The organism is uncultured Psychrobacter sp., from assembly GCF_947500265.1.
In the GTDB taxonomy this organism is placed as follows: domain Bacteria; phylum Pseudomonadota; class Gammaproteobacteria; order Pseudomonadales; family Moraxellaceae; genus Psychrobacter.
Window position 1 is genome coordinate 23,870 of the sequence record NZ_CANMRN010000002.1, and the last position, 17,987, is coordinate 41,856.

General features: G+C 44.0%; 14 protein-coding genes. 6 read left to right on the plus strand and 8 right to left on the minus strand.

From position 1 onward, the window contains the following. Window positions 1–54: 54 nt before the first annotated feature. The 4 genes from mnmG to ispF form a co-directional block, all read right to left on the minus strand. Window positions 55–1,950, minus strand: coding sequence for a tRNA uridine-5-carboxymethylaminomethyl(34) synthesis enzyme MnmG (gene mnmG, locus Q0788_RS02755; protein ID WP_290175860.1), 1,896 nt, complete (start codon window positions 1,948–1,950; stop codon window positions 55–57). Between the two features lie 259 nt (window positions 1,951–2,209). Then, the gene (locus tag Q0788_RS02760) at window positions 2,210–2,749 is read right to left on the minus strand and encodes a hypothetical protein (protein ID WP_298807705.1); all 540 of its coding nucleotides are present in this window, start codon (window positions 2,747–2,749) and stop codon (window positions 2,210–2,212) included. Between the two features lie 266 nt (window positions 2,750–3,015). After that, window positions 3,016–3,366 (minus strand): Grx4 family monothiol glutaredoxin, encoded by a 351-nt coding sequence (gene grxD / locus Q0788_RS02765; protein WP_057759647.1) that lies wholly within the window; start codon window positions 3,364–3,366, stop codon window positions 3,016–3,018. A gap of 116 nt (window positions 3,367–3,482) precedes the next feature. Then, entirely contained in the window at window positions 3,483–3,986 is a 504-nt protein-coding gene (gene ispF, locus Q0788_RS02770; RefSeq protein ID WP_179797303.1) for a 2-C-methyl-D-erythritol 2,4-cyclodiphosphate synthase, read from the minus strand. 260 nt (window positions 3,987–4,246) lie between these two features. Here ispF and mnmA point away from each other — a divergent pair, with 260 nt between their 5' ends. After that, the gene (gene mnmA / locus Q0788_RS02775; RefSeq protein WP_298807707.1) at window positions 4,247–5,473 is read left to right on the plus strand and encodes a tRNA 2-thiouridine(34) synthase MnmA; all 1,227 of its coding nucleotides are present in this window, start codon (window positions 4,247–4,249) and stop codon (window positions 5,471–5,473) included. A gap of 212 nt (window positions 5,474–5,685) precedes the next feature. Continuing rightward, on the plus strand, window positions 5,686–7,077 hold the full coding sequence (gene purB / locus Q0788_RS02780) for an adenylosuccinate lyase (protein WP_201547321.1): 1,392 nt from the start codon (window positions 5,686–5,688) through the stop codon (window positions 7,075–7,077). Between the two features lie 213 nt (window positions 7,078–7,290). Here the strand turns inward: purB and Q0788_RS02785 are convergent, their stop codons facing one another. Beyond that, window positions 7,291–7,476: an NF038104 family lipoprotein gene (locus tag Q0788_RS02785; protein WP_298807710.1), complete on the minus strand. Its 186-nt coding sequence runs from the start codon at window positions 7,474–7,476 to the stop codon at window positions 7,291–7,293. Window positions 7,477–7,666: 190 nt separating this feature from the next. Between Q0788_RS02785 and Q0788_RS02790 the strand changes: the two genes are divergently transcribed. Further along, a complete protein-coding gene (locus tag Q0788_RS02790) occupies window positions 7,667–8,839 on the plus strand; it encodes a cupin domain-containing protein (protein WP_298807712.1) in 1,173 nt (390 codons plus the stop codon). 190 nt (window positions 8,840–9,029) lie between these two features. On the opposite strand, the gene Q0788_RS02795 is transcribed toward Q0788_RS02790, so the two are convergent. The 3 genes from Q0788_RS02795 to Q0788_RS02805 form a co-directional block, all read right to left on the minus strand. After that, window positions 9,030–9,722, minus strand: coding sequence for a 1-pyrroline-5-carboxylate dehydrogenase (locus Q0788_RS02795; RefSeq protein ID WP_101204808.1), 693 nt, complete (start codon window positions 9,720–9,722; stop codon window positions 9,030–9,032). An 11-nt stretch (window positions 9,723–9,733) separates the two neighbouring features. Next, a complete protein-coding gene (gene putA, locus Q0788_RS02800) occupies window positions 9,734–12,997 on the minus strand; it encodes a bifunctional proline dehydrogenase/L-glutamate gamma-semialdehyde dehydrogenase PutA (RefSeq protein ID WP_298807714.1) in 3,264 nt (1,087 codons plus the stop codon). Between the two features lie 739 nt (window positions 12,998–13,736). Next, window positions 13,737–15,032, minus strand: a complete 1,296-nt coding sequence (locus Q0788_RS02805) for an NCS2 family permease (protein WP_101204806.1) — start codon at window positions 15,030–15,032, stop codon at window positions 13,737–13,739. Window positions 15,033–15,648: 616 nt separating this feature from the next. On the opposite strand from Q0788_RS02805, the gene tolQ reads away from it, so the two are divergent. The 3 genes from tolQ (at window position 15,649) to Q0788_RS02820 (ending at window position 17,922) form a co-directional block, all read left to right on the plus strand. Then, a complete protein-coding gene (gene tolQ, locus Q0788_RS02810; RefSeq protein WP_057759620.1) occupies window positions 15,649–16,371 on the plus strand; it encodes a protein TolQ in 723 nt (240 codons plus the stop codon). Then, window positions 16,368–16,826 (plus strand): protein TolR, encoded by a 459-nt coding sequence (gene tolR / locus Q0788_RS02815; protein ID WP_191115155.1) that lies wholly within the window; start codon window positions 16,368–16,370, stop codon window positions 16,824–16,826. Before tolQ ends, tolR begins: the two co-directional genes overlap by 4 nt. Before the next feature lie 73 nt (window positions 16,827–16,899). Continuing rightward, window positions 16,900–17,922, plus strand: a complete 1,023-nt coding sequence (locus Q0788_RS02820; RefSeq protein WP_298807717.1) for a cell envelope integrity protein TolA — start codon at window positions 16,900–16,902, stop codon at window positions 17,920–17,922. Window positions 17,923–17,987: the final 65 nt, after the last annotated feature.

The window sequence follows — 17,987 nt, forward strand, 5'->3', positions numbered from 1 at the left end:
ACGGGCTTTTTATACGATAAGTGCTTTATAATAAAAGGCTTTATTGCATAGCTATTATGAGTCCAATGCAGCTTTTGCTTTTTTATGCTTTTTAACCGTCATTGCCAATAACTGAATGGCAGCAGGGGTTACACCACTCACACGTCCCGCTTGAGCTAGCGTCGCAGGACGAACTTGCGTAAGTTTTTGTACTATCTCGTTCGATAGACCTGACACGATACTATAATCAAAATCTAACGGCAGCGCCGTGTTTTCTAGTCGCTTCATTTGATCAATATCTTCTTGCTGACGGTCGATATAACCGGCATATTTGACAGAAATCTCTATCTGCTCGCCCACTTGCGCATCAACGGTTGAGTCAGTGATAGCGGCAATATCAGCAAAATGTATTTGCGGACGCTTTAGCAAATCAAAGGCAGTCGACTCTTTAGATAACACCTCACCCGTTTGCTCAGTCACTTGCTTACCTAAAGCATTAGCAGGCGTGGCCCACATATCTTTTAAGCGTGAGGTTTCTGTCGCAATGGCTTCCATTTTTTCTTGATAGGCTTGCCAGCGTACATCGTCTACTAGACCTAGCTTACGACCAGTCTCTGTCAAACGCTGATCAGCATTGTCTTCACGTAAGAGCAAGCGATATTCTGCGCGGCTTGTAAACATACGATACGGCTCGGTAGTACCGTGAGTAATCAAGTCATCGACAAGCACCCCAAGATACGCTTCATCGCGGCGCGGTGTCCATGTGTCAAACTCGCTATTGTTAGTAGTGACCAATGCCGCATTGGTACCGGCAAGCAAACCTTGTACGCCCGCTTCTTCATAGCCTGTCGTACCATTAATCTGACCCGCAAAGTACAGACGATCAATCGACTTAGTCTCAAGCGTTGGCTTGAGGTTTTGTGGATCAAAGTAATCATACTCAATCGCATAACCTGGACGAGTAATATGCGCGTTTTCTAAGCCTTTCATACTATGAATAAAGTCTAACTGCACATCAAATGGCAAACTGGTTGAGATACCATTGGGATACAACTCATGTGTGGTCAGACCTTCTGGCTCGATGAAAATCTGATGGCTGTCTTTATCCGCAAAGCGATGAATCTTATCTTCGATAGATGGGCAATAACGCGGGCCTACGCCTTCGATTTTGCCAGAGAACATTGGTGAACGGTCAAGGTTTTCACGAATAATGTCATGAGTACGCGCATTGGTATGGGTTATATAACAATTGACCTGCTCAGGATGCATAGAAACATCACCCATATAGCTCATCACTGGCAACGGTGTATCACCTGGTTGTACGGTCATCACGCTAAAGTCAACACTACGTGCATCAATACGTGCTGGCGTACCTGTCTTCAGACGACCAACTGGCAGCTTAAGCTCACGCAAACGATCTGCCAACTTGATAGAAGGCTGATCCCCTGCACGGCCACCATTTGAGTTCTCTAAACCAATATGAATCACACCGCCCAAGAAAGTCCCTGAAGTCAGTACCACTGTTTCGGTCTTAAAGATAATACCCGTAGAAGTAACGACTGCCGTCGCACGACCGTTTTCGACCAAGATATCATCAGCGGCTTGCTGGAATATATCTAGGTTTGGCTGATTTTCTAGCGTATGACGGATAGCTGCTTTATACAAGATACGGTCTGCTTGCGCACGCGTGGCACGAACGGCAGCCCCTTTACGGCTGTTTAGTACGCGAAACTGAATACCAGCCTTGTCCGTTGCCAATGCCATTGCACCGCCCAACGCATCAATCTCACGCACTAAATGCGATTTACCGATACCGCCAATCGCAGGGTTACAACTCATCTGCCCGAGCGTCTCAATATTATGCGTCAACAATAAGGTCTGTGCGCCCATACGTGCAGCCGCCAGAGCAGCTTCTGTACCAGCATGACCACCGCCGATCACTATCACGTCGTAATGTTTTGGGTATTGCATGTGTGCCTCACTTGACTCATAACGCTGCTGATTGCCATATCTTATGTTCAAATAAGAAAACAGTCAGCAAATAAACGTCAGTCGAATTTATAAAAAGATAACGACTTAGATAAGTCGTTCATAATTGGTTGAATAACCTATCATTATAACAATTTTTTCACGCTTAAAAAACGCTAGGACAAAAACTATTATAATTAAGCGCAAAGATATTTATGCCATCATCACTTTGGTTGCTAGCTTTTGAGTTCGTGATGATGTCTTAGTTATTACTGTTTCCACGGCTAAGCGGTACGATCTGATCTGATTGCCCACTAGACAGCATATGATGGCTACCATACCCCTCTGGATTGATCTGTAGATAGGCGTTCATTTGACCAATCGCCTCACCATCATCACTCGCCAAAATCTGCTCTTTGATAAGCTCGACCGGTGGTAATGGTAAGTTTTTAAGTAATGCCAAGCGCTGATGGTTATCACCCTTGTTGACTACCAATTCGATAAGCTGACGAGCATCAATTGGCAAATCTGGTGTGTTCTGTGCCAATAATGCCAAATGATAAGCACCTGCAGGATCTTGGTCTACAACAATGCGCTGCTCAATCGCAACATATGTCGCTTCAGTTGCACCACCTGCCACACTAAGCTGATGAATACATTTAAGTGCTGAGTATGACTCATTATTAGCAATCTCAATAATGCGTGTCGATCCATTTTTTAAACGTTCACGGCGCTTCTCGATCGCCGCCTGCTCAGCCGCTTCTCTTTGCTCATTTAACTGTTCGCTGGTTTGGTTATTCATAAAGCTCTTTTACTCATCTGATAATTATTATTTATATCGCTGATATCTTGGACACTATATGGGGGTAAATCCTATAAAAACAACGAAGCCTAATGACATACGCGAGTGGAAATACTAATGGGGACAATAATAAATACGCTACTAACAACACTAATAGCGACAATAAAAAACCCAAATAGCCATCACATGACTATCTGGGTTTGCTGTGCTTGTATCCTGCAAAGGCTAATTGGACATTAAAGACATCCAATTCGCACTTTCAAGTATTAAGCAGCAGGGCTGTTTGCTTCAACCAATGGCTTTAACTCGCCTGATTGATACATTTGCAAGATAATGTCTGATCCGCCCATTAACTCGCCATCAATCCATAACTGCGGGAACGTTGGCCAGTTAGCGATTTTTGGCAACGTTGCACGGATTTCTGGGTTTTCTAAAATGTTTACAAACGCAAATGGACGACCAATCTGAGTCAACACTTCGATAGAGCGCGCTGAAAAGCCACACTGTGGAAATTGCGGTGTGCCTTTCATGTAGATAATAACTTTATTGTCACGGATTTGATCACGGATCAATTGTTCAACGTCGTTTGCAGCAGTGTTTGGGGTTTGCTCACTCATAAAAGCTCCTATTGATAAAGCGGTTCATTAAAATGATTATTTATATTAAATAATTGTATAAAGACGTGGCTGATACATGGGGCGACTGCCGCTGTATTACAAGCACGAATTTCAATCTATGTAGGTTCGATAGCATTAGGGACTAATAATACCACGGCATTGGCCATGATGCCCTCTTGACGACCCGTAAATCCCAATTTTTCAGTCGTGGTCGCTTTCACACTGATATTGCTAATATCTGTTTGCAGGTCACTAGCGATATTAGCGCGCATGGCTAGATTATGCGGCGCTAACTTTGGCCGCTCGCACATCACGGTAATATCAGCATTACCTAGGCTATAACCAGCCTCTTGCACTTTACTATAAACATAACGCAGCAGTACTCGTGAATCCAATCCAGCATGTGCCGCATCGGTATCGGGAAAATGCTGCCCGATATCACCAAGCGCCAATGCACCAAGTAGCGCATCAGCAAGTGCGTGCAAGACCACATCCCCATCAGAGTGTGCGAGCAAACTGTGAGTATGCTCAATAGGCACGCCCGCTAGAATGACATATTGCTGCTGCTGACCATTATTATGAAAAGCGTGAACGTCGATACCTTGACCAATTTTTATCATTATTATTCCAAGATGAGTTAAAGGTGATTAAAATAATTCAAAACCACTATCTGAATTTTCAAAGCGGTTTTACTAGTAGCCAGACACCATCGGTCGCCACCAGTTTCAATTAACTGGTATAATATGACGTTTATTTTATCATAATACCAGATCCAAAAGACAAGCTGACGTTGTTGTACTGAGACTACGTATTGTAGTGATTGCATAACACTTGGCGTCGGCATGTACTTTGGATAACGTATAAATAGTTGAGCCGTTTTATGTCAGCCATACAAAATACCTCAAGCACAACCGTTTCTGAGTCTTTTAATGCTCATTGCCCTTTAACACTTGCTGATGTCGAAAATCCTAGCACCAAGCATGTGATTGTCGGTATGTCAGGTGGGGTCGATTCTTCTGTATCAGCCGTTCTACTTCAGCAGGCAGGCTTCAAGGTCGAAGGCTTGTTTATGAAGAACTGGGAAGAAGATGACGGCACCGAATACTGTACGGCGATGGATGATCTAGCAGACGCGCAAGCCGTATGTGACAAAATCGGTATGAAGCTGCACACGGCCAACTTTGCTATGGAATATTGGGATCGCGTATTCGAGCACTTTTTGGCGGAATATAAAGCAGGACGTACCCCAAACCCTGATATCTTGTGCAATAAAGAAATCAAGTTTAAAGCGTTTTTGGACTATGCGTTGACGCTTGGTGCAGATTATATCGCGACCGGTCACTATACGCGTCGCAGTGTGAATTATACCAATGCCGAAGGTGACGAGGTTGCACAGCTCTTACGCGGTCTTGATAATAATAAAGACCAAAGCTATTTCTTGCATGCGGTTGGCGGTGACAAAATCGCCAAAACGCTATTTCCCGTTGGTGAGCTTGAAAAGTCAGTGGTACGTCAGATAGCTGAAAAGCATGACCTAGCGACGGCTAAAAAGAAAGACTCTACGGGTATTTGTTTTATTGGTGAGCGCCGCTTTAAAGACTTCTTACAGCAATATCTGCCTGCTCAAAAAGGCGAGATACTTACTGATGATAATAAAGTCATCGGTACTCATGATGGCCTCATGTATTACACATTGGGTCAACGTGGCGGCATCGGTATTGGCGGTGTTAAAGACCGTCCTGAAGAACCATGGTTTGTATTGGCCAAAGACTTAGAGAAAAACCGTTTAATCGTCGGTCAAGGGCATGAACATCCCATGCTAATGAGCAACGAGCTAAAAGCCTATAAGCTCGATTGGATCGACGGTCTACCGCCTGCGGATGTATTTAGCGACGAAGGCCTAGCCTGTATGGAAAAGTCTCGCTATCGCCAGCCAGATCAAGCGTGTCGCGTATTTGCGACCAATGCTGATGGCAGCGAAGTGCGCGTGGTATTTGATGAGCCACAGCGCGCCGTCACCCCTGGTCAGTCAGCAGTATTTTATATCGATGAAGTATGTCTGGGCGGCGGCGTGATTGAATCTATCGATGCACCTTGCGGATTTTAATTACTTCCTAAGACCCAACCTAAAGCACAGATGTTGACGCAGTGAATAACATAATTTTAACGAGCGTCAACATCGCTTTATTTGCATAGACCGCTTTTTTAATATCATATTTCTGCTATATTACGCGCAACGATTTCGACGTCGTTTTTTATATGGTAATTTTTTATCTAGACTCTTGCAGTTTTTTATTTCATAACTACTGAGGCATAACCATGACCCCACTTACCGCTCTCTCTCCAATTGATGGTCGTTACGCATCAAAGGCTGACAGCTTACGTCCTTATTTATCTGAATTTGGTCTAATCAAAGCTCGCGTTACGGTAGAGATTCGCTGGTTGCAGTCTTTAGCTGACAACAGCGCAATTGGTGAATTAGCAGCATTTGATGACCAGACTAACGCTTTTTTGAATGCAATCGTTGATGACTTTAGCGAAGCAGATGCTCAAGCTATCAAAGACATCGAAGCGACGACCAATCATGATGTAAAAGCGGTTGAGTACTTTATCAAAGACAAGTTCCGTGGTCAGGATGCCTTGATTGACTCACTTGAGTTTATTCACTTTGCCTGTACCAGTGAAGATATCAATAACTTATCGTATGCATTGATGCTCAAAGACAGCCGCGAGCTAGTCGTTGCCAAAATGCAGCAAGTGACTGATAGCATCGTTGACTTATCTATTGCTCACGCTGATCAGCCAATGTTATCACGTACACATGGTCAGACAGCCAGTCCAACGACACTTGGTAAAGAGATGGCAAACGTAGCCTATCGCCTAGCCCGTCAAATCAAGCAAATCAATCAAGTAGAGCTATTAGGTAAAATCAACGGCGCAGTCGGTAACTATAATGCGCATTTTTCAGCGTACCCTGATGTCGACTGGCAGAGCCATGCTGAAGCGTTTATCAATCAGCGTTTAGAGCTAACATTTAACCCTTACACCACTCAAATTGAGCCACACGACTATATCGCTGAATTGTTTGATGCCGTTAAGCGCTTCAATACAATCTTGATCGATTTCAACCGTGATATTTGGCAATATATTAGCTTAGGCTATTTTAAACAGCGCCTAAAAGACGGTGAAGTTGGCTCTTCTACTATGCCACATAAAGTTAATCCAATTGACTTTGAAAACTCTGAAGGTAACTTGGGCGTTGCCAATGCGATGTTGGCACATTTGGGTGAGAAGTTACCAATTTCACGTATGCAGCGTGACCTATCTGACTCGACGGTGCTGCGTAATATCGGTGTTGGCCTAGCACAGAGCATGATTGCGTTTGATGCTTGTTTAAAAGGCGTGGGTAAACTTGAGCTAAATGCACAGCGTTTAAATGATGATTTGAATCAAGCGCAAGAAGTGTTAGCAGAGCCGATTCAAACGGTCATGCGTCGCTACCGTGTTGAAAACCCATACGAGAAGCTAAAAGCTTTGACTCGTGGTAATGCCATGACTCGTGAAGCCATGCTAACGTTTGTCGAAAGCGATGAGCTATCGGCAGTTAGTAATGCGGATAAAGAACGCTTGCGTGCATTGACGCCTGCTACTTATATCGGTAATGCCGCTGAGCAAGCACGCGCTATTAAAGAGTGGATTGCCAAGCTTTAATAACTGATAAGAACATACTGATAATAAGATCGGACTAGAAAGGTAGGAGCGCCCAGTACTATTTACTCGCTCCTATCTTGCTAGCACTTTTATCTTATTAAGTTGTTATCTTAATAGCTATTATCTGAATAAACAGTAACCTTACTTTGAACACTATGACTGGTTTTGATTCGATTGCTTTTGATTCAAAACCCATAGTCGATAAGTAAGGTTTTATTTTGTATCATCATCGTCATCACTGTCGCCCGGTATGATGGCTTTACCCACAGCAACGGTTCCTTTAACCACGCCTTTGGTAGTTTTATAAGCGATTTTTGCGGGTACTGTGACGATTTTATGGACACAGGCTTGTAGCAAAAACACGCTAGCGATGATGACAACAAAATGTAGCTTTTTCATAACGTTCCTACGATTGAGTGGATGCTCTGATGACAGCTATTATTTTGATAATCGTTATTGCTTATATGTACTATATAAACGTTACCAAAATAATAGACATCAAATAGATGACAATCTTAAACTATTAAAATCCCCCTATATAGCATCCTTTATTATTAATCTTGTACACTGCCAAAATATGGATTTATCAATGATTTCTATTCCTCTTTGTTTACCCGACTCTATCACGCCTGAGCAATTCCTGACTGAATACTGGCAAAAGAAGCCACTGCTTATCAAGCAAGGGTTGCCGCAGCTAATTGACATGTTTGAACCAGATGACATGATTGGTCTTGCGCTTGAAGAAGATGCTAGCGCAAGACTGCTGACTCAAGCAGCCAGTAAACAAGAAGGTCAGGCACAGTGGCAACTCAAAAAAAGCCCACTGAATGAAACAGATTTTGAAAACTTGCCAGAGCAATGGACTGTATTGGTACAAAATCTTGAGCAATGGTCGCCAGAGCTTGGTCAGTTGTGGCAAGCATTTGACTTTATTCCGCAATGGCAGCGCGATGACATCATGGTCTCTTATGCGCCAGCAGGTGGTTCGGTCGGTAAGCATTATGACGACTACGATGTGTTTTTGGCACAAGGCTATGGCTCTAGACGTTGGCAGTTGGGCAAATTCTGTGATGACCAGACAGAGTTTGTTGCTGATGAGCCTCTGCGTTTATTTGACGACATGGGCGAGCTTATTTTTGATGAGATACTAGAAGCGGGTGATGTCCTTTATGTACCACCGAAATTATCACATTTCGGTGTAGCACAAGACGACTGTCTGACTTTCTCGTTTGGTTGCCGCCGTCCAAACCTGATGCAAATCATCGATAGCGTGGCCGATATTGCGACCAATGACAGCAAGTTATTTATCCCGATGCTACTACCGCAAGCGCTACAAGCGTCAGGTGAATTGCAAGCAGATAGTATAGCCGCTATCAAGGCGCAATTGCTAGAGATGCTACAATCTGATCGTGGTGATGATATGATTCGCCAAGCAGTTTCTGAAGTGGTTAGTAAACGCCAATATGATGCGCTGATGCCAGAAGAGATGTTAGATACCGATGAGCTTATGCAAGCCCTATCAGAAGGAGCCACATTGCAGGCAGACTATAGCAACCGCCTACTCTATAGCCAGACCGGTGATGGCACTGTACTGTATGCTAATGGTCAACGTATCGACGGGCTTGATGAAGCGGCGATAGCAGTATTGGTACGCTTGGCCAATGGTGAAGCATTACAGCATAGCGATGTCACCGATGTGGATGCAGATGATTTGAGCGAATGGCTAGAGAACGGTTGGGTATGGGTGGATGTGGCTGAATAAAATCTCATTATCAAACTTCAGTTAAACAACGTAAACAAAAAAACCGCTATCTAAAATTACTCAGATAGCGGTTTTTTCTTATACGTTTTTTGCAATTACTAGTTTGATAGTTAGAGCATTACCAAATATCGCTTAGCCTTTATAAAAGTTGATATAAAAGCTAAGCAGATTCGTAATTACTGCATTGATTCTACTCTGTACCAAGCTCAAGCAAGCTCGCGTTACCACCGATTGCTGTGGTATTGATAGTCTTGACTCGCTCAGTGACAAAGCGATGCAGATAATCAGGCGTCAGCATTTCTGACAAGCCTTCCATATCAGTGACACTGATAACCTGTGTCAAAATACCGTCAGTATTGGCAAGCTCTTGACTGATAGCTTGCACCTCGCTGCGGCTACCAGAGACAGCCACTTGTGCTAGACGATCGATATATAAAAGTGTCACAGTTTGCGAATCGTTAGCCACACTCAAGACATCTTCGCTGATACCTGTGTCGTGCAGTATCTTAGCAGCTTCATTACACATCTCATCTTGGCTTGGGCAATGCAATATAACTTCATTACCTGTCAACAATGCCGCGATAAGCTGACCTAATACTGCCATAGCTCTAGCAGTTTCGCCGCCGATGACCATGGTTTTACCACGACCAGTAACATACAAGTCATTTGACTCGCCTGTTGCCCCTGTCATACGATGCATCTCATCCAAGCTAGGCGCAGCGCTCAACAAATGGTTGAATAAGCGCTTTGCTTTATTGGCATCACCAGTGAGCAATGCCAGTTTTGGAATGGCTGCTTGTAGATACGTTGCGCGGTTGACTGCGCCGAGTAATCGCCAAGATTCACAAACCTGGGCATGATTTTTTTTGAATTCAGTCGCCATGTTGCTACTCCTTATGCGAGTTCTGTTTGAGTGGTAGTTTGGGTTTCGGTCGCTGTCATATGAGCAGCTGACTGTTCAGCGTTGACTGTTTCTGAGCTAAGTTGCATCAGACGCGCGACATAGTGCGGGCCACCAGCTTTAGGGCCAGTACCTGATAGACCACAACCACCGAATGGCTGTACGTTTACGACCGCGCCGATTTGGTTACGGTTGATGTAAGTGTTACCGACAAAGGCACGACGCTCAATGTGCTCAACAGTATTTTCGATACGGCTATGGATACCTAACGTCAAACCGAAGCCTGTGTTGTTAATGGCATCAATCAGCTTATTCAAATCACGTGCTTGATAGCGCAGTACGTGTAGAATTGGGCCAAAGTGCTCACCACCGATCACATCGATGCTCTTTACTTCAATTGCGGTTGGCAATACAAAAGTAGACTTCTCTTGACTGACGACTGAGCTTGAGCTCATCGGCGTCTGTGCCAAAATAGTAGCAGTCGGCTCAGCACCCATACGTTCGATGTGCGCCTCTAAACCATGCTTAGCATCCGCATCAATTACTGGACCTACATCTGTGGCAGCATATAGAGGATTACCTACAGACAGCTCAGCCATATTACCTTGCAATAGCTCGATTAAATCATCCGCCATCTCTTCTTGTACACACAATATACGACAAGCTGAACAACGCTGACCTGCTGAACCAAATGCTGATAGTACCGCATCTCTAACGACTTGCTCTGGCAATGCTGTTGAGTCAACGATCATTGCGTTTTGACCGCCAGTCTCAGCGATAAAGACAGGCAATTCGCCACTGGTTTGTGCATGATCATTTAAGCTTTGGTTGATACGTTGGGCTGTTTGAGTCGAACCTGTAAATATCACACCTGCGATATTATCAGCAGCCGTCAAAGCACCACCTACGTCGCCTGCACCAATGACCAATTGCAATGCTTCTGCAGGTATGCCCGCTTGATACATCAACTGTGCACCAAAGTGAGCTACCAAACTGGTTTGTTCAGCAGGTTTCGCTACTACCGTGTTACCTGCAGCAAGTGCAGCTACAATCTGTCCCGTATAGATAGCCAATGGGAAGTTCCATGGACTGATACAAACGAAAGTGCCACGTGCTTTATACACTTGACGAGACTGCTTACCAGCCAAGTCTGTGAACTCATGTACGACGTCATCTAGACGCTCTGCTTCGTCAGCATAGAAACGACAGAAATCAACGGCTTCTTTGATTTCATCGATGCCATCTTGCATGGTTTTACCCGCTTCAACTTGGCATAGTGCCATTAGTTCAGCGTAGTTTTCTTCGTATAGCTCAGCAATCTTACGTAATATCTCAGCACGCTTAGCAGCTGGTACATTTTTCCATACATCTTGACCAGCAACAGCAACGTCAATCGCTTGGCGAGCCACTTCAGCGTTGGCATAAGTTACTTTACCAGCACTAACTTCGTGGTTCCAAGGCGCAAGTACAGTCTGCGTATCAAGCTGATTCGTTTGACCATTTACTTCGTAAGTATCAACAGCTTTACCATTAATGATAGAGGTTGCTGACCATGTTTTGTGTAGATGGCTATCAATAGCTGACTTGAACGGCAACCATTGTGACTCCACAAAGATATTAGGGCCAAAACTTGCACGACGTTCACCATAAATCTCTAACGGTAACGGGATGTCTGGATTGTGCAATGTTGCATTACCAAGCAGTTTGTCATATGGATGCACTGTTAGCTTTTCGATTGGGTAAGACTTGTCTAGCAACTGATGAACAAACGAGCTGTTGGCACCGTTCTCAAGCAAGCGGCGTACCAAGTACGGTAGCAAGTCTTTGTGTGCACCTACTGGCGCATAGATACGTACAGGAATCTCATAAGCTTGCAAAATGTGATCATAAAGCGCATCGCCCATGCCGTGCAGACGTTGGAATTCAAAGTCTCTATGTGCACTCATGGTCATGATTGATGACAGTGTATGCGCATTATGCGTCGCAAACTGTGGCCAGATTAGGCCGCGCAGATGGTCTGACAATAAGAAGCGCGCACAAGCAAGGTATGCAGTATCCGTACCTTCTTTACGTGTCCAAACTGGATAGCCTGATAGACCTTTTTGCTGAGCAAGTTTGATCTCAGTATCCCAGTAAGCGCCTTTTACTAGACGTACTGGAATACGATCACCGACTTCAGTAGACAGACGAGCAAGCCACGCTAATACAGCGATAGCGCGTTTAGAGTACCCTTGTACAACGATACCCAAACCATCCCAGTCCGCCGTTAAATTATCACGGTATAAAGACTCAAACAGTTTTAGAGAAATCTCAAGGCGATCTGCTTCTTCAGCATCAATACTGATATCGACATTGACTTCACGTGCCGCTTCAATCAATAGTAGGCAGCGCTGACGCAATAAGCCCATTACTTGCGCTTCTTGCGTGGCTTCATAGCGAGGATGCAGTGCTGATAATTTGATAGACACTGACGGCTTTGGCATGCCTTCTTTGACTTTTACGTTCGCCGTAGCTCTGATCGCATGTAGATAGTCATTGAAGTATTTTTCCGCATCTTTATGCGTGATCGCCGCTTCGCCTAACATATCAAATGAATAGGTATAGCCTCTATTACGATATGGCTGGCTATTTTTATTGGCGTCTTCGATGGTCTCGCCCAATACAAACTGATGGCCCATGATACGCATGGCTTTTTGCATCGCACTACGAATGACAGGCTCACCCATCTTCTTAGTCATGCGATCCAAGAAACCTGATGCAGTGGTGCTGCTGTCAATACTGACAACGCGACCAGTCATCATCATGCCCCAAGTAGAAGCATTGACCATAAAGCCATTGTCATTTTTGATGTGCTTTTTCCAGTCAGCCACACTCATTTTGTCATGAATCAATGCATCAGCCGTATAGTTGTCTGGCACACGAATCAAGGCTTCTGCCAAGCTCATTAGCAAGATACCTTCTTGGGTATCAAGGCTATACTCCAGCAATAATGAATCAACCATCTTGACGGCTTTACCATCATTACGCACGTGCTCAACCAGTTTGCGCGTTTGCTCAGCAGCAGCATCGCGTTCTTCTATACTGGGTTTAGCAAGTGGCAACAACTCAGACAACCAACGTTCTTCATCAGCGCTATATAGCGGCGAAATACGCTTATTTAGCGCTTCTGCTGACTGGGCGAGATACTCAGGCGACAGCATATCAACAGGATTAAACAAGATCGGCTCTTGCGGGGTAAACTGGTCTACTGGGTTCATAATAACTCCATAACTATCGTTTAAAAACCATAATAAATGGTGCTTTAGGAAGTCTGATCGTCCTGTATAACTGCTCATAACCGCTATCAAAAAATAGTGGTTATTGACGGATATTCACAGCAATAATCAAAAGACCAAACGGCGCCATCACAAAACTAAAAATCCAGCATAGGCTGGAGACGGTTAAGTAGGTCGTTCGACTGTTAAACGGGCTACGTTAACAATACAAAGGCAACAACGAAAAGCTAAGCGGCATTAGTGCCTTCTTCTTGTTAGTAGTGAAAGGAGTGTGATGACCAAATATCGCCTTATTGAACCGAAAAATCGCTCTAATAATCACAAATCTGTCATCTTTGGTGATGCTAATTCACTGTAAGAAAAACCTCTACGGCGTTGATTGAGGTGATGCGCTTAACTCGGCTATAATATCACGAAAGTTTTTTTCAAACTAACGAAATTTATTATTTTCATAAATTAATATATATCTAAATAACAATAACTTACAAGCACTTTATTGGCCATGACGCTTTGGTTACGTTTTTTTGTTTACTATTGCCCATAGTTTGGCATCACCCTACTTAATACTGGTATCAGAAATACTAAACATTACCCCCAAGAATACTGAGCTCAAATTAAGACGATAGGCTTATAATGCTGACAAAAAAAACCCTCTTTATCATCAGCTGATAAAGAGGGTTTTTTGTTTAATACACGATCTAATGTCTTACTACACTTTACATTATAGGAAGATAATCTTGAACAACAGTATAGCAGTCAAAATCCAGACAGCGATACTGATATCTGCAAACTTGCCTGCAATTGCTTTTACAGCTGTAAAGGTAATAAAACCAAGTGCGATACCGTCAGCGATAGAGTATGTAAGCGGTGTGAATAGCAATACCACGACCACTGGTGCCGCTTCTGTTAAGTCGCTCCAGTTAATATCCTTTAGGGTACCCATCATAAGTACGGCTACATAAAAGATAGCGCCAGCCGTTGCATAAGCTGGAATCATACCCGCTAGTGGCGAGAAGAAAATACTGAACAGGAATAACACACCTACCGTAACAGCCATCAAGCCTGTACGGCCACCTGAGGCGATACCAGAGATACTCTCAATATAGCTGGTCGTCGATGAAGTACCCAGTAAAGAACCCGCTACTGTCGCTGTTGAATCAGCGAGTAGTGCTTTGCCCATGTTCGGGATATTGCCATCTTTGTCCGTTAATTTTGCTTGGCTAGTGGTAGCAATCAAAGTACCAGCAGTATCAAACAAATCGACAAATAAGAAAGCAAAGATCACACTGATCATGCCCACATCAAATGCACCAGCAATGTCTAATTGCATCAGCGTCGGTGCAATAGAAGGTGGTGAAGAGATGATACCTGTGAACTGTGTATAGCCCATTAATAAGCTAATCAGTGCAACCAATAAAATACCAATGGTTACCGCACCTGGGACTCTCTTATAAGACAGGCCAATGATAACAACAAAACCTAATGAAGCCATGACAGGACCAAATGACGTCATGTCACCAAGGCCAACTAAGGTTGCATCATGATTGACGATGATGCCTGCGCTTTGCAATGCAATAAACGCCAAGAACGCACCAATACCAGCAACTACGCCGTTTTTAAGAGACGTTGGAATGGCATTAATGATTGCTTCACGAATCTTAAATAGACTCAATAGTACGAAAATACAACCAGACAAGAACACCGCACCTAGCGCTGTCTGCCATGCGTAGCCCATACCAAGCACCACACCATAGGTAAAGAAGGCATTAAGACCCATACCTGGTGCTAGCGCAACTGGTAGTCGGGCGTAGATACCCATAATGAAACAACCTACTGCTGCTGCTATACAGGTCGCTACAAATACGGCCCCTTTATCCATACCCGCATCGGCTAAGACGTTAGGGTTGACAAAGATAATATAAGCCATCGTCAAGAACGTGGTTATACCAGCGATGATTTCTGTTTTGATCGTGGTATTTTCACCATTAATCCCAAAATAGCGTTCAATTGCATTCATAAGTGTCGCCCCCGACTGGCTAATAAAAAGTCATCATTACCTAAAATTAAACATGACCTCAGCGAAAAAATAACGATGCCACAATAAGAATAATGTAGTAACAAAGCGTAACATATTAGACCAGTTATCTTACAAACTCAATCGTTGATAATGTCTATCTCGTACAAAATGCGATTTTGGGAGACTTCAAGACTATTGGCCAGAAAAGCCACATAAAGCCATGCTGCCCTACGCTATTCGAAAAACTACTTTCTATTCGTCATTAAGGTAATATTCGGTTTGAGTCAATCATTTTAGATGATAAGTATTTGCTCGGTCATTATTCATGTTATCCAACTAACTATTGAATGAATCAATAGCAGCCCAACTAAATAGTCGTTTAACACATTAATAATGACCTTTCTCTCATTTAGAAGTAAACTAGGGGGTTATTATACCGATACCTAAATCGCGATACTTACTGTTGCAGCATTTTTCTAAGCACAGTTACAAATTTTTAGTAAAGAAACGTGCTGCGTATTAAATAATAAAAAGTAAATAGTATTTGTTTAGAGGTTGTCTGGTTCGGATATCACTATTCCAGCCAGCTGTTATCAATTATTCGTGAGTCCATTACATGCCTGAATCATTAAATATTGTCGATCTTATTACCCAAGCCAGTCTATTGGTGCAGATTGTGATGGCACTATTGTTATTAGCCTCTTTACTCAGCTGGGTTATTATCTTTCGCATGAGTGCGCGACTTGGTACAGCCAAAAACTTTGATCAACAGTTTGAAACTTGGTTTTGGTCAGGCGAAGACTTGGCCAAGCTATATCAAGGCATTCAGGGTTCTCCTGATCGTCAAGGACTTGAGCAGATTTTTTATGTGGGCTTTTCAGAATACCTAAGAATGCACAAAAAGCGTCAACCTAAAGATGACATTATCGATGGTGTTGAACGCAAGCTACGCGTCGGCCTAGGTCGTCAGCAGCAATTGCTAGAGTCAGGACTGACGACGCTAGCCAGCATTGGCTCCGTTGCTCCGTACATCGGATTGTTCGGTACAGTGTGGGGCATCATGAATGCATTCTTGGGACTGTCTCAAACTGAGCAAGCTACCCTCGCCTCTGTCGCTCCCGGTATCGCCGAAGCACTGATTGCCACAGCCATGGGTTTGTTTGCCGCTATCCCTGCGGTATTGGCATACAATCATTTCACAGCAAAATCGAGCCGACTATATGACTCGCGTGCCTTATTTTGTGATGAGATGACAGGCATGCTGCAGCGTGAGACCAGCGTACAAGCGCCTATTAGCAAAGAAACCCAAGTTAATGCAGGTCAGGTGACAGGGCTATGAAACCAAACCCCTACGGCCGTGAAAAAAAAGCCCTTAATGCAGAAATGAACGTCGTACCTTACATTGACGTCATGCTGGTGCTACTGGTGATATTTATGGTGACAGCGCCGATGCTGATTACAGGCGTCGATGTTGATCTGCCAAAAGAGCAAACCAATACCATGAGTCAAAGCCAATTACCTGTGATTGTCTCGTTGACTGATAAAGGTGATATTTTTATCAGCTATGAAAGCAATGTTGACGTGCCAGTAAGTGAGCCTGAGCTGATTAATACATTATCTAACCTACAGTCTCAGAGCGATAATAGTAACACTGAGCCAGTACAGGTAATGATCAATGCCGATCAAAACAATCAGTATGGTGCCATCATGACGCTCATGGCAACCTTGCAACAAGCAGGTATCGAAAAAGTTGGGTTACTGACTGGTGCGCCACTACCCACACCTTCTTTATAGTGATAAGCGTCCTTTAGTAAATGTCTTATATCATAATAGCCAATTCTAGTAGTCAATCTGACAAATCACGTTCATGAGTATCCTTACCATGCATAATGCTCCTGCCGTCTATGTACCTACCGAACCAGAAAGCAACGGGTTAACACTGCCGACGTTGCTAAGCTTACTGGCGCATGGCCTTATCATCGGCATACTGGTTTATAACTATCAAACCACTGAAGTTGAGACTGCTGGTAGTATTGAGACGGTCATGGTATCTCCTGAGCAACTTGCTGAAATGCAAGGACAAATATTGGCCAACCGTGCAGCAGCCAGCGCAATGCAGATGGATAGTAGCACTAGCGACTCATCCAGTAGTGCCCAGCCAGAAGTATCTGGTAGCAGCGTCAGTGCGCAAAATCCAAGTCAGACAAGCTCTCAGCGCGTACCTGTATTTACACGATCTGAGGAGCCCGCTGGTCAACCCATACTTATGAGCGAAGATCATCAACAACGTCTGCTTGAGCAGAATCAAGAGTATGAGCGCAAAATGGCTGAGTGGGCAGCACAACTAGACGAATCCGCTATGGAAGAGCTTGACCAAGTCGATCAAAGCAAACGTGATCAGCTCATAGAAGAACAAAAAAGGCTGGGAGAATTTCGTCAAAAGCAGAACAATCCACCAAAGATAAAACGTCCCACTGCTAGCGATCGCAATATTGAGATTGATACTGCCGGCTCTGGCAATGCAGGCAAAACCTTTAGCCTATCAGATGGACAGTCTACTGTGTCTGGTGATACGTCAACCTCTAGTACGTCCAAGGGCAGTAGCCGCTCTGCGTCCAGTGGCAGTCGTGGTGCCAGCAACAGTGAAATTATCAATTTAATCAAGCGTAACTATACGCCGCCTACTGCTGCGCGAGGCTCTACTCAACGTGCCACCCTAACCATCACTGTCAATGCAAATGGCGATGTGATCAATGTGACCGCCTCTGGACCTGATAGCACGGTCAACGAAGCGGCAAGACAAGCGGTACTCAATACTGGCAGTCTCCCGATTGATGCTGATGACCCTAAATACCCGACTTTTACCATACAGTTTAAAGGCAGCAATTAATCAGTTGCTAGGTTCTTATAATATTGGTAACGTGACGTTAAGCGGCTTGTCTCGCATAGGTTGCT

Coding starts and splice junctions, on each gene's coding strand:
- Q0788_RS02820 (WP_298807717.1), top strand. CDS start 16,900: ATGAGTATCCTTACCATGCATAATGCTCCTGCCGTCTATGTACCTACC.
- Q0788_RS02760 (WP_298807705.1), bottom strand. CDS start 2,749: ATGAATAACCAAACCAGCGAACAGTTAAATGAGCAAAGAGAAGCGGCT.
- tolR (WP_191115155.1), top strand. CDS start 16,368: ATGAAACCAAACCCCTACGGCCGTGAAAAAAAAGCCCTTAATGCAGAA.
- Q0788_RS02790 (WP_298807712.1), top strand. CDS start 7,667: ATGATTTCTATTCCTCTTTGTTTACCCGACTCTATCACGCCTGAGCAA.
- tolQ (WP_057759620.1), top strand. CDS start 15,649: ATGCCTGAATCATTAAATATTGTCGATCTTATTACCCAAGCCAGTCTA.
- putA (WP_298807714.1), bottom strand. CDS start 12,997: ATGAACCCAGTAGACCAGTTTACCCCGCAAGAGCCGATCTTGTTTAAT.
- mnmA (WP_298807707.1), top strand. CDS start 4,247: ATGTCAGCCATACAAAATACCTCAAGCACAACCGTTTCTGAGTCTTTT.
- purB (WP_201547321.1), top strand. CDS start 5,686: ATGACCCCACTTACCGCTCTCTCTCCAATTGATGGTCGTTACGCATCA.
- ispF (WP_179797303.1), bottom strand. CDS start 3,986: ATGATAAAAATTGGTCAAGGTATCGACGTTCACGCTTTTCATAATAAT.
- mnmG (WP_290175860.1), bottom strand. CDS start 1,950: ATGCAATACCCAAAACATTACGACGTGATAGTGATCGGCGGTGGTCAT.
- grxD (WP_057759647.1), bottom strand. CDS start 3,366: ATGAGTGAGCAAACCCCAAACACTGCTGCAAACGACGTTGAACAATTG.
- Q0788_RS02795 (WP_101204808.1), bottom strand. CDS start 9,722: ATGGCGACTGAATTCAAAAAAAATCATGCCCAGGTTTGTGAATCTTGG.
- Q0788_RS02785 (WP_298807710.1), bottom strand. CDS start 7,476: ATGAAAAAGCTACATTTTGTTGTCATCATCGCTAGCGTGTTTTTGCTA.
- Q0788_RS02805 (WP_101204806.1), bottom strand. CDS start 15,032: ATGAATGCAATTGAACGCTATTTTGGGATTAATGGTGAAAATACCACG.